Here is a 12,913-nt window from a genome sequence, read left to right as displayed (position 1 = left end):
TGATTATTGTGTTGGCAACATGTCTAACACTTGCAAGAGTGTAATGACTTCACCTTTGATATTGCAGCACTTTCTTTAGGCCTTCTTCCAGATTTGTCTCCGGCTTGTATCCGAGGTCTCTGGATATGGCGGAGATGTCTGCAAGTGAGGTGTGAATTTCACCACTTCTTGCAGGTCCATAATTCGGAACAAGATCCACCCCAGAAATTTCACAAAGTGTTCCCCAAAGATTGGAAACCGTGATGCTTGACCCTCGGCCGACGTTGTACGCTTTAAACCCCGAGTTTGTACAATTCATTGATTTGATCAGAGCTTGGACCACATCGCCTACGTAGACAAAATCTCTGTTCTGGGTTCCGTCACCGTAAATAGTCGCAGGCTGTTCCTTTAATATGCGATCTATAAATATAGAGATAACGCCGGAGTACGGAGAGGAGGGGTCTTGCCGAGGACCAAATACATTGAAAAATCGTAATCCGACGGAGCTTACGCCATAAAGTTGGCAATATAGATTCGCATGCTCTTCGCACATCCATTTGTGCAAGCCATAAGGGGATAGTGGAACATCTCTGCATTCTTCCTTAATTGGTTGTTGCTGTACATCGCCGTAAATTGCTGCTGAACTTGCGAACACAATTTTTTGTTGCTTTTGAACTCTACTTGCTTCAAATAAATTCAGCGTACCTTGTAAATTGATGGCGAACGAATCCTCAGGTTGGCTAATAGACTGCGGTACCGAAACAAGAGCCGCCAGATGAAAAGCGCCGTCACAATTTGTCATCAAGCTACATACCAAGTCGCGATCTCGAATATCTCCGTTAACAAACTGAACATTGGGCCCTAAGAGGCTTGCAATATTGTGCAGGTGGCCGCTGCTCAGGTTGTCGAGAATTGTGATTCGGTGGTTTGATGAACTGAGCAGCTCCGCTAGGTGTGAGCCAATAAAACCTGCGCCGCCAGTAATCAAGTAGTGAGCCACATTCATCCTCCAATTATCGAATGCTTATAGTAAGCGTAAATCCTGAACTTTTGTTTCCGAATCTCAACGTTAAAAAAATAGCCACTCGTTTTGAGTCCATTGCTGTTTTAGGGGCTGATTCACCTATCAGCAGCGTTCTTTAAGCCTAGGGTTGGCAGTCTGGTCAAATCGTATTTTAGAACTGCTAAGCGAAAAAATGATTGACGTTCTGTGATCAGGTAGCGACCTCTTGTTTACAATGTAATTAAAAGTTAGTTGAATTAATTTTCACTGCAATAAACAGATTATCCGATTAAAAAGTAGGCATATGAATATTCTTGTTTGTGGTGGCGCAGGTTACATTGGCTCGCATATGGTCAAAATGCTAGGCACCAAAGGTTGCAACGTTGTGACCTTCGACAACCTTTCAAGCGGTCATGCCGATGCCGTGTTGAGCGGCAACTTAGTACAGGGTTGCCTTTCAAATACCCAAGCACTTCGTGATTTGTTCCAGCTGTATCAGTTTGATGCAGTTATGCATTTCGCTTCGTACATACAGGTGGGCGAGTCTGTTCAAAAACCTGCCATGTATTACCAAAACAATGTTGCCAACACCCTTAACCTGTTACAGGTTATGGCTGAATTTAAGGTACAGCATTTTATTTTTTCGTCGACAGCCGCCACTTTTGGCGAACCACAATACACCCCTATTGACGAACAACACCCGCAGCAACCCATCAACCCCTATGGCCGCAGCAAGTGGCTAATTGAACAAGCGCTACCCGACTTTGCCCATGCCTATGCCATGAAGTCGGTGTGCTTGCGTTACTTCAATGCTGCGGGGGCTGACCCTGATGGCAAACTAGGTGAACGCCATGAACCAGAAACGCATTTGATTCCTTTGGTACTACAAGCTGCTTCTGGGCGCCGCAAAAACATTTCCGTGTTTGGTACCGATTACGATACACCCGATGGCACTTGCATTCGAGATTACATTCATGTGCAAGACCTTTGCGAGGCACACTGGTTGGCACTGCACTACCTTCAGCAGGGTGGTGCTAGCCAAAACTTTAATCTGGGTAACGGGCAAGGTTTCTCCGTAAAACAGGTTATCGATACCGCAAAAGCGGTAACTGGCAAACATATTGAAGTGGTGTACGCCAGCCGCAGGGCAGGCGACCCCGCGCGTTTGGTGGCAGACTCATCTGCCGCGCAGGCCACTTTGGGTTGGAAGCCCATGTTGGCGGATCTTTCTACTATTGTTCAACACGCTTGGGCGTGGGAAAGCAAGCAAGTGGCAACTAACCAATAATCAGTAATTTACTGATCCCCGCAAATGCGGGGGCTAGTCCTTTTGTCCCTTTTCTTCGGTATGTGCGGTGCAGCAATGTCATGGACATGTAACGGGGCGCGCTTTAATATGCAAGGTGTTCAATATTGAACATAGCCTTTCCCTTTTCCATTTAAATGCGCATACCCGCTTGTTGATCGGCGCACAACACGGCGGTAGCGTGCCCAAAGGTTCAATCCAATACAGTGTCTGATCGACTAGAACAACAACGTGAGGAAGTGCGCTTTCGCGTGCTGCGCTTAATCGAAAGTAACCCTGAAATTTCGCAACGTGAGTTGGCTGATGAACTGGGCGTAAGCCTTGGGCAAATCAACTACCAACTTAAGGCGTTGAAAGAAAGAGGGCTGATTAAGGTGGGTAATTTCATGCGTAGCGACAACAAACTTGCATACATTTATTTGTTAACTCCTAAAGGTGTAGCCGACAAACTTGCGATTACCAAAAGGTTTTTGGTGCGTAAGCGGCAAGAGTTTGAATTGATGAAGGCCGAGCTTGAAGAGCTTGAACAGGAAGTGAATAAACAATGAAAATAGCAATTGCCGGTACGGGTTACGTGGGCTTAAGCAACGCAATGCTGCTGGCCCAGCACAATGAAGTGGTGGCCTTGGACATTGTTCAAGCCAAGGTTGATTTGCTGAACCAGAAAAAGTCGCCTATTCACGATGCGGAAATCGAAGACTTCCTGGCCAATAAAACGCTTAACTTCAAAGCTACCACCAATAAGGAAGAAGCCTATGTTGGTGCAAGCTTTGTAATTATTGCCACCCCCACCGATTACGATCCCGAAACCAATCACTTCAACACCAAGTCGATTGAAGCGGTGGTGGGAGAAGTTCTGACCATTAACCCAAAAGCCACCATGGTGATTAAAAGCACCATACCGGTGGGCTACACCGAACAGCTGCGCAAGAAGCTGAACACCAAGCAAGTTATATTCAGCCCGGAATTCTTGCGAGAGGGCAAAGCCCTGCACGACAACTTGTACCCCAGCCGCATTGTGGTGGGTGAGCAAAGCGAGCGGGCTCAACATTTTGCAGCATTGCTGCAGCAAGGTGCCATTAAGCAGAACATACCCACCCTGTTTACGGGCAGCACCGAAGCTGAGGCCATCAAGCTGTTTGCCAACACCTACCTGGCCATGCGGGTGGCCTACTTCAACGAACTGGATACCTACGCCGCAACACACGGGCTAGACACACGCCAAATTATTGATGGTGTAAGCCTGGATCCTCGAATAGGAAACCATTACAACAATCCAAGCTTTGGCTACGGCGGCTATTGCTTGCCCAAAGACACCAAGCAACTACTGGCCAACTACAGCGATGTGCCGCAGAACATGATTCAGGCCATTGTGGATGCCAACACCACACGCAAAGACTTCATTGCAGCAGACGTAGTCGCCAAGAACCCCAAGGTGGTGGGTATCTACCGCCTGGTGATGAAAGCAGGAAGCGACAACTTTAGGTCATCGGCTATTCAGGGAATCATGAAGCGGATTAAGGCCAAGGGCATTGAGGTGATTGTGTATGAACCGGTGCTGCAAGAACCTGAGTTTTTCCGAAGCAGGGTGGTGAATAACCTGGAGCAATTCAAGCAGCAGGCAGACTTAATACTCTGCAACCGGCATGTTCAGGAACTGGCTGATGTGGAGCACAAAGTGTATACACGCGATTTGTTTGGTGGTGATTAAATAGAATCTATTTGATTCTTCTCCTTATAAGTGGAGATGTGGGCAAAATTAAGTTCAAAAATTAACGTGAAAGTCATTCGAATCTTAAAGAATATGAAATTTTTCTAAAGCTAGTTGACGGATTTAATTAAAAAACACTGTGTAACAGAATGGAATAATTCCACCAAGCAAGTCATTAATAAAAATAAAAACTTTTAGAAAATAGTAGTAAACGGAGCTAATAATTATGAAAGAAGAGGAAACTTTTAAAGTTTCGGTAATTGTTCCTGTTTATAATGTGGAGGGATATCTTGCTGAATGCCTAGAGTCAATACTAAATCAAACATATAAAAATACTGAGATTATATTGATAAATGACGGTTCAACTGATGGTAGTAGAAACTTGATCCTGAATTTTATGAAGAATCATGATCAAATAATTCTTATAGAAACTGAAAATAATGGGCTGTCGTGTGCGAGAAATGTTGGGCTAGATAAGGCGTCGGGTGATTATATAGTGTTTGTTGATAGCGATGATTGGATCGAGAAAGACGCGATAGAAAAATGTATGGCAGAAGCAAAATCAAAAAATGTGGAAATTGTTTTTTTTAATGCTAATGCATTTGCCGATGGGGTTTCTGAATTTGAGGTAGAAAGAATCAGTTACGATCGACCCAAAGAACTAGAAAACCGAAAAACTTCAGCTTGTCTATTGTTTGAAAAGTTTATTGAGTCAGATGAGTATATAGTTTCGGCCTGTCTCTATATTTATAAAGCAAAGTTGTATAAAGAGGAAAAATTTTTTCCTGGTATTTATCACGAAGATAATCTTTTTACTACAAAATTACTTATTAAGTATCCAGATGCCGCAGCAATTTGCTTGCCAGATCGATTTTATCATCGGAGAGTGAGACCGAACTCAATAATGACAAAAATAAAAAATGATAAACATGTGGATGGCTATTTCAAAGTAGCTGAAGAACTTATAAAGGAGATGGTATCCAATAAAAATAAAGCTATAGATATGCCTCTAAACAGATTTATTCAGTCGGTGATCTGCACCGGAATTGTTACCGCATACTCAGCATCTAAAGAAAATTTTGAAATACGAGCAAAGATGAGAGGGCTTAAGCTTCTTTTTAAGACAAGAATTAGATATTTAAAGTTTAAGGTTGCAGTTGTTTGTATCTTTCCCGCAATATTGAAAATTAAGAATAATATAAAAAGATTTTACATGCTTCTTAATGGAGTTGAAAGGTTATAGTGTGGTTAATTTAATGATAATCTAGGTAAGGAATATTAAAAGATAATTAGTAGAAATTTTTGTGAATGATATGCTCACTGCGGTGTAATATAAAATAAAATAAAAAAATTTTCTTGGAAAAAAACTGGTGGATTAATAGATTAATAATCTTAGTTGTTAATTTATACGATTTTAGTGTAAGTAAGAATAATATCAGTAGGTCTGTTTGTTTAAATTGGTAGAGGCGTGGCTGAGGAAAACGATATGAGAAAAATCGGGGTTGTGGGAGCAGGATTCTCTGGGGCTGTAATAGCTCGAGAATTGGCATTGAATGGATATGAAGTAACGGTTTTTGATTCGCGAACCCACGTTGCAGGAAATTGCCATACTGAGCGTGACAAGCAAACAAATATAATGACACATAAATACGGACCTCATATATTTCACACTAACAATGAGTATGTATGGAACTATGTACAGCAATTCGATAAGTTTCAGCCTTTTGTGAATAGGGTAAAATCCGTTTATAATGGGAGAGTGTATTCGTTACCTATTAATCTTATGACGATAAACACATTTTTCGAAAAGAATTTTAATCCTAAAGAGGCCGAGCTATTTATCAGCTCGATAAGTGATAAAGCCATACATAATCCGCAAAACTTTGAAGAGCAGGCACTTCGGTTTGTTGGAAAAGATTTATATGAAGCTTTTTTCAAAGGTTATACAGAAAAACAGTGGGGATTAAGTCCGCGTGAATTGCCAGCAAGTATTTTAAAGAGATTGCCAATACGCTTCAATTATGATGATAACTATTATTCGAGCAGGTTCCAAGGGATTCCTGAAAACGGATACACGCACATAGTTCAAAAAATACTTGAACATTCAAATATAACTGTGCTTCTAGGTATTCAATTTTCACGCGAACAGTCAATTGAATTTGATCACGTATTTTATAGTGGACCAATAGATTCATGGTTTGGTTGGTCACATGGACGTCTTGGATATCGAACCCTTGATTTTAAGAAGGAGTATCATAGTGGAGACTATCAAGGTAATGCGGTTATAAATTATGGGAACAAAGATATTCCTTTCACAAGAGTTTCTGAACATAAACATTTTTCCCCTTGGGAGCAGCACAAAGAAACAATCATCTATAAAGAATATAGCAGGCTGTGCGGAGATGAAGATATACCTTATTATCCTATAAGGCTGAACAATGATAAAGGTCAATTACTAAAGTACATCGAGCTCGCAGAGCTAGAAGAGAACATTACTTTTGTTGGACGATTGGGGACTTATCGCTATCTTGATATGCATATAACTATTGAGGAGGCTCTGCAAGCCGCTCGCGCATACTTGGACTGTCAAAAAAGAAATAACAAAATGCCATCCTTTTGTGTAAGTCCCGTTTAATTGTTATTATTTGAATTTAATGACCTTCTAACAAATAATAGGGCGGGTTAATAAAATTTTTTGAGCCTTAAATTATTGTATTTACAGAGCGAATTCTGGAAATATTTTAGTCTAATAAAAGGAAAAGAGTTGTTTAAAAATGAAGTTAATCCTGATGCTAACTAAGATAAGTTAATAATGGTGAAATCTTTACCTCGGCTACGCACAAATGTACTGGCACTTGGCTCAGTACAATTTCTTGGTTATTTAATTCCACTTCTAACTCTCCCCTATGTAACTAGAACTATAGGTGTTGACGCTTGGGGAACTGTAGGATTGGTTCAAATCATCATTGGTTACTTTAATTTGGTTACTAATTGGGGATTTGGAATGAGTGGTACCCGTAAAATTGCTGCTCATCGAACGGATAAAAACTATCGTTCAAGAATATTTATTGCGGCTTGGGCAGCTCAATTGATCTTAGGTTTTGTGGTGGTTATTGTTTTAATTTTGTTGATTGTATTTATTCCGTTTTTCGAGAGTTATAAAAATTTTTATTTGCTTGGCATAGGAATTATTGTCGGAAATATAATGCTTCCTGTGTGGTTTCTAAATGGGATGGAGTGTATCAAGCAATCTGCAATAATACAAATTTGTTCCAGGGTTTTATCGTTACCACTCATATTTATCTTCGTTAAGAGTTCTAGTGATGCGTATTTAATGATAGCGATTGGAGCTTTTACAAGCCTCACAAGCGGTGTCGCTACGATTTGGTGGATATTCCATAATTTAGATATCAATTGGCGATATCCAACCTTTAAGGAAATTTTTATTGAAATCAAAGAAGGTGCTACAGTATTTGCATCATCAGTGTGGATAACTTTATACACCACGTTAACACCTGTTGTTTTAGGTGTGGTCGCCGGTCAAGCATCAGCTGGATACTATATTCTCGCTGATCGATTTCGGCAATTGGCGCAGTCGTTGCTTGCGCCAATTTCTCAGTCGTTATTTCCTCGTATGAGTAGTCTTTTTAATGATGATACGTTAAAAGCAAAACAGCTTTTGTTGCGTTCTTCTAAATTAATATTAGCAATCTCTGCGTCTAGCAGTTTTTCTTTATGGATTTTCTCGGAGTTTATTGTTGTTACTTTCGCCGGAGAAGATTTTAGACCTGCTGTTCCAGTATTGCAGTTGCTCGCTCCTTTGCCTTTTATTATAAGTTTATCGAATATATTTGGTATTCAGATATTATTGCCAATTAATAAGACGAAAGAATTTAATGGGATTCTTGCTGTGGCGGGAGCACTTAGTCTATCTATGATTATTCCATTGATATCTTTAAGAAATGAGCAGGGTGCCGCTATTAATACGCTCCTTGTGGAGTTGTTTGTTACTTTATCTATGGCAGCATACTTATGGAAGATTGGGTTTTTTTGTTCGATCTCAAAAGTCAAAAGAATGGCGTAGTCTGTAGGTTTTTGTAAAGATAATCTTGAGTTTGCGAATTAAATTTAACTATTTAAACCATTTTTTTTTATAAATAGTGTAATTATTTATTGTAGTTGTTGGATGTTTAGTGAGTCGTTTAAATAAAAGTTTTTTGAGATTTCGATGAAATACACTGTTCTGTTCGTTGTTCCGGAAATCAAGCCTGGAGGTGGCCCTCCAGGCTATGTTTATAACTTGCTTCGAGGATGTGAAATATCTGCGCAATCTGGAGAGATTAAGCATGAATTTAAATTTAGTGGTGATATATCCTTAGAGCGAAATAAATCAACAGGTGAAGTTAAGAAAAAAATAAACCTAAGAGTATTTTTGGATCGGCTTGTATACAAGTTAGGTTTGCATAACTATTTATCTTCAAATATTTATACCTCAAAGTTGATGATTGACTCTGCTGATATTGTGGTATTCCAAGGTTTTCAGGATTTACATTTACTTAAATATTCAAAGAAAAATAATAAGAGAATTGGGTATATGCCTCATAGTCCTTCAGTTGCGGCGGATGAATATAAAATGTTAAGAGAATTGAATGGGATTTCTTTCGCCGAGGGAAAATATAAATCGATACTTGCCAAGGAAAAGCAGTTTTTTATTAGCGCCGATTTTATAGTTTTTCCATCGGAGGGTGCTGCAATAGAGTATAAAAGTAAGTTTGGTACTGTTATTAGCAATCGAAGGGTTTTTTACATTAAATCAGGCGTTCACATGGATTGTGAAAGGGATAATGAAGCTTTAAATTACAGACCAAGGAGTAGAAATGAGATCTTTGTGTTATTTGCAGGTCGGTATGTTTCTCATAAAGGGTACGATTTATTTTGCGAGGCTGCGTCGTTAATAGTAGGAAACTATCCTAATGTTCGCTTTCTGACAGCTGGGGACGGCCCCATGCGAAAATCGTTTCCAAGTGTAACAGACTTGGGTTGGCAGTCTAATATGGAGTCGTTGGTACGTTCTGCGGATGTGATTGTCATACCCAATAGAGTTGCTTACTATGATCTTTTTCCGCTTGAGTGCGCTTTTCATGGAAAGCCAATGGTGATGACCGCGGTTGGCGGAAATGTAGATCAATTGAGTGACCTCCCAGATGTTATTCCATGTTATGACGCAGATTCTGTTGCACTTGCCTCAGCAATTGATAAAGCCTTACAAACCCTAACAAAAAATTCTCGTTGGGGTCAGCGTAACAAAGTCAAATTTGATGAGACTTTTACTTCAGATAAATTTGCTAAACGGTGGGATATATTGGTGGATTCATTTTTAAAGTGATTATGCCCTGGAGTTGCCTTCTGAATGAGGTTATATAAGTATTCCTTATGCTCATTAATAGAAATTAATTTATATTTAATTCTAAGCAATTAAATATTATGTTTTAGCGTAAGACGCTAATTGTAGCTCTGATACCGACGCGTTGGGCAGCGACCTAAGGTATTGGATCAATAGAGCACTTGTTGGAGCTATAGTTTCTCATTATGGCTGTGCCGACGCTCAAGCCATCAAGTTCCTGACCGTTGTGAACGAATATGTTTGGAAATATTCCGCAATCGGTGTGCCCGATGGAATTGGTTCGAGGCGAGTTATTTATGCCCTAAATAAACTGGTTGGTGTGTGCGGCGTACCGAGACGCCTCAGGATGACAACGGCCCCCCAGTCGTTACTATCAAGCGCCCGGAATGGGCCGGACAGGAAAATCTAGAAAGTGTACTGATTGATCATGGCAAGCAATGATAAAACGGTTCTAATGAAAGCCTCAGAGGTAAAATTGAGGATGAATGCCTATCCATGGCGTTATTTCGAAGCAGCTAAGAAGCACGAGTGATCTTTGAAGATTGTACGCAGGATAGTAGTTTGATGCGACTATACTCTGCTTTGAATTACCTGACTCTGAATAAATTTACGGTGGAATTGCCGAAAAATTTACCAGCCGAGAGCAGGAAGTTAAGTTTTCAATCATAAGAAATTTCTTTATGTGTCACAAGGATGAGCTATTAAAAATAATTAAATAATTGATAATCAATATTCTACTTAAAAATTAAAATTATGAACACAATACTGTTTTTGACAAAATTAATTATTGTTTTCTTGCCATGGATGCTAAAGCGTTTAATTCTAATAAAGTTTTTTGGATATAAGATTGAAAATAGCTCAAGAATTGGCTGGTCTTGGGTTTTTCCTGATGTTTTAGTGATGAAGAAAAAATCTTCTATCGGAAATTTTAACTATTTTAAAAAGCTGGAGCACCTAGAGTTGGGTGAATATTCAACTATAGGCTCATTGAATTTGATAAATGGATTTCCTCGTTCAAAAGTGCATTATGCTACAGAGGAGAGAAGATTGGCCTTAATTCTTGGATCGAACTCATCTATCACTAATCAACACATAATTGATTGTACTGATGAGGTGATTATTGGTGAATTTGTAACTATTGCTGGTTACAGAACGCAAATACTCACTCATTCCATTAATATTTATAAATCGAAACAAGAGTGTAAAGGTATTTTTGTTGGTGACTTCTGTTTTATAGGTAGTGGGTCAATTGTTTTATCCGGTGTCTCTATAGCCAATGCGTCAGTAGTTGCTGCTGGATCTGTTGTTAATTCAAGTCTTCTTGACGAGGGTTGTTTGTATGGTGGCGTGCCAGCTGTAAAACTAAAAAAATATGAATGTGAGGTCAAGTACTTCGAGCGAGAAGTTGGTCATGTGGATTAAAACAAATGCGATGCTATATCCTTTGGTCAGTGTTGTTATTACAACAAAAAATAGACGCGAACTATGTATTCGTGCACTAAAATCGGTATTCGATCAAACGTATCGAAACATAGAGATAGTCATTATAGATGATTCATCTATTGAGCCATTCTTTGTTGATATAAAGATTCCTGAAGATATTGTCGTTTTGGTGAAAAGAAATGAAAAATCCATTGGTGGTGCTGCAGCACGCAATTATGGTGTAAAAGTTTCAAGTGGGGAATATATTTGTTTTTTAGACGACGATGATGAATACATGTCTACCAAGATTGAATATTTATTAATTCCACTATTGAATAACAAAGCATTCGATTATGCTTTTGGATCTGTTGTTTGTAGATCAAGAATTGGTAAAGAGTTTGTTCCAGTAAGATTTCATCGTTTTATAGGGTGGAAGATAAACGCAATCTTGTTTAATACGATCCATACTAATGCAACGTTAATACGTCGTGAATGTTTTGCCGTTGTTTCTTTCGATGAAAATCTGCCTAAATTTCAAGATACCCAATTTCATATCGATTTGATGTACTTAAAAACCGGTGTGTTCGTTGATACTCTAGTAGCAGTCTGGAATCAAGATGGTCGAAAAGACCAGATTACATCGAATGATTCAAGTGGGGATTTGCGTACTCGTCGAGGCATTGCTTCGATATTGTTTCGCTACAAGTTAACACCCCTCTACAAATATGTCGTGGTTCGTATTGCATTTAGCCAGCTTAGGCATTTCTCGAACGTGAAATTTGATAAATATAAACTATTTTTTCTTTTGCCCTTTTATTTGCTTGCGAGAATAGTCTTTTTGAGAACAAAGTAGGGTTGTGGGGCAGATAATTAATGATTTTATGAAGAATATGTTGTTTGTCTACATTGTGATGTGACAAAAATCTAATTTAGGCCAGGAATCGCGCTTTGAGTTCAAATTATTTTAACAGTAAAAGTTCGCTTGTCATGAGCGAGAGACTCTTTTTCTTGGTTCTCTTACTTATTCCGTTTTCAACATATGATGGATATTTGATCGCTCCAAATTATTTAGTTCTCGAGGGTTTGGCATTTTTTAGTATTATTAAAATAATTGTTTTATTTCTTTCTTCCATTTGTGGATTGTTTTTTGTTTCTAGATTATATGAAAAAGTTTTTCCTGTATTTCCATTTGCCCTAATTTATTTTGTGGTTTTCGTTAACTCATTATTGGCTAATGCAGGACTCGAATCGTTTTTATACCTATTAACACCCATTGTAATTGTAGGGTTGGTTTCTTTTGTGGTGTGGTATTTGGATTGTTTTGGATTTGAGCAATTTGTTATAATCCTTTGCAAGGCATTTTTTGTATCTAAATTATTTCTATTGTTTGTTTTTTTCTTGGGTGATTTTCCTAAGTTGTACCATTTGGATCGATATTTTGGTACGTTTTCGAATGCAAATCATGCTGCTGTATATTATTCCCTAATTTTTTCACTTTCTTTTTATTACGTTTGTTATGTAAAATTCAATGCGAGAATTATAATAATGTTGCTGATTTCATTATTTTTATTGATAGAAACCGGTTCGCGAACTGGGTTGCTGGGTGTGATAGTCACAATTCTGTTTTTTTGCTTGAATTTTATGGGGTCGGCTTTAAGGTTATTGTTTGTTTATCTTGCCATTTCTTCATTGATTTTGATAATTATTGTATTTGGTGTTGATTGGATCTACGGTACTTACGGGGAAGATACCAGAACTGCGGTTTTGATTTCTAGCTTTATGCGATTCTTAGAAAGTCCAATTTATGGTTCGCTTTCTAGTCTTCGATTTTCGCCCGTTGAGAATTCTTATGTAGCTGTATTAGAGTTAACTGGCTTAGTTGGATTTTTTCTTACGCTTATTTCAATTTCTATTATTGGTATTAGATTGGTTCGTTCCTCTAAAAAAAGCGCGATAATTGTTTTTCCCTTTTTTGCGATGTCATTTTTTGAAGCTATTATTTTTAATAGAACCGGCTTGCCGATTATTTTTGTGGGAATTATTTTGTGGTTTGTATCAAGAAAATATATATATAATAATTTGAGCTAG

11 protein-coding genes are annotated in these 12,913 nt (G+C 38.7%); 10 read left to right on the top strand and 1 reads right to left on the bottom strand.

The window, feature by feature from the left end; all coding sequences use genetic code 11:
* Positions 1-49 precede the first annotated feature (49 nt).
* Positions 50-979 (bottom strand): NAD-dependent epimerase/dehydratase family protein, encoded by a 930-nt coding sequence (locus tag HKT17_RS14025; RefSeq protein ID WP_205882442.1) that lies wholly within the window; start codon positions 977-979, stop codon positions 50-52.
* Between the two features lie 307 nt (positions 980-1,286).
* Between HKT17_RS14025 and galE the strand changes: the two genes are divergently transcribed.
* The 10 genes from galE to HKT17_RS13975 all read left to right on the top strand — a co-directional run bounded on the left by galE (position 1,287) and on the right by HKT17_RS13975 (position 12,913).
* Positions 1,287-2,270: a UDP-glucose 4-epimerase GalE gene (gene galE / locus HKT17_RS14020; protein ID WP_171100881.1), complete on the top strand. Its 984-nt coding sequence runs from the start codon at positions 1,287-1,289 to the stop codon at positions 2,268-2,270.
* 224 nt (positions 2,271-2,494) lie between these two features.
* A complete protein-coding gene (locus HKT17_RS14015; RefSeq protein WP_171100879.1) occupies positions 2,495-2,836 on the top strand; it encodes a MarR family EPS-associated transcriptional regulator in 342 nt (113 codons plus the stop codon).
* Positions 2,833-3,999 carry a nucleotide sugar dehydrogenase gene (locus HKT17_RS14010; protein ID WP_171100877.1) on the top strand — a complete coding sequence of 389 codons (1,167 nt, stop codon included), beginning with the start codon at positions 2,833-2,835 and terminating at the stop codon, positions 3,997-3,999. Before HKT17_RS14015 ends, HKT17_RS14010 begins: the two co-directional genes overlap by 4 nt.
* A 226-nt stretch (positions 4,000-4,225) precedes the next feature.
* Entirely contained in the window at positions 4,226-5,242 is a 1,017-nt protein-coding gene (locus HKT17_RS14005; RefSeq protein WP_171100875.1) for a glycosyltransferase, read from the top strand.
* Between the two features lie 225 nt (positions 5,243-5,467).
* A complete protein-coding gene (glf, locus tag HKT17_RS14000; RefSeq protein ID WP_371815404.1) occupies positions 5,468-6,634 on the top strand; it encodes a UDP-galactopyranose mutase in 1,167 nt (388 codons plus the stop codon).
* A gap of 177 nt (positions 6,635-6,811) precedes the next feature.
* A complete protein-coding gene (locus HKT17_RS13995; protein ID WP_171100873.1) occupies positions 6,812-8,083 on the top strand; it encodes a flippase in 1,272 nt (423 codons plus the stop codon).
* Between the two features lie 144 nt (positions 8,084-8,227).
* Positions 8,228-9,385 carry a glycosyltransferase family 4 protein gene (locus HKT17_RS13990; protein ID WP_171100871.1) on the top strand — a complete coding sequence of 386 codons (1,158 nt, stop codon included), beginning with the start codon at positions 8,228-8,230 and terminating at the stop codon, positions 9,383-9,385.
* 771 nt (positions 9,386-10,156) lie between these two features.
* Positions 10,157-10,825, top strand: coding sequence for an acyltransferase (locus HKT17_RS13985; protein ID WP_171100869.1), 669 nt, complete (start codon positions 10,157-10,159; stop codon positions 10,823-10,825).
* On the top strand, positions 10,815-11,678 hold the full coding sequence (locus tag HKT17_RS13980) for a glycosyltransferase family 2 protein (RefSeq protein ID WP_171100867.1): 864 nt from the start codon (positions 10,815-10,817) through the stop codon (positions 11,676-11,678). The genes HKT17_RS13985 and HKT17_RS13980 overlap by 11 nt, the downstream gene beginning before the upstream one ends.
* Before the next feature lie 134 nt (positions 11,679-11,812).
* A complete protein-coding gene (locus HKT17_RS13975; RefSeq protein WP_171100865.1) occupies positions 11,813-12,913 on the top strand; it encodes an O-antigen ligase family protein in 1,101 nt (366 codons plus the stop codon).

Origin of the sequence: Limnobacter sp. SAORIC-580, assembly GCF_013004065.1 — a bacterium.
GTDB classification, from domain to species: domain Bacteria; phylum Pseudomonadota; class Gammaproteobacteria; order Burkholderiales; family Burkholderiaceae_B; genus Limnobacter; species Limnobacter profundi.
The sequence above is the reverse complement of the archived record's forward strand: the minus strand, read 5'-3'. Positions and strand labels throughout refer to the sequence as shown.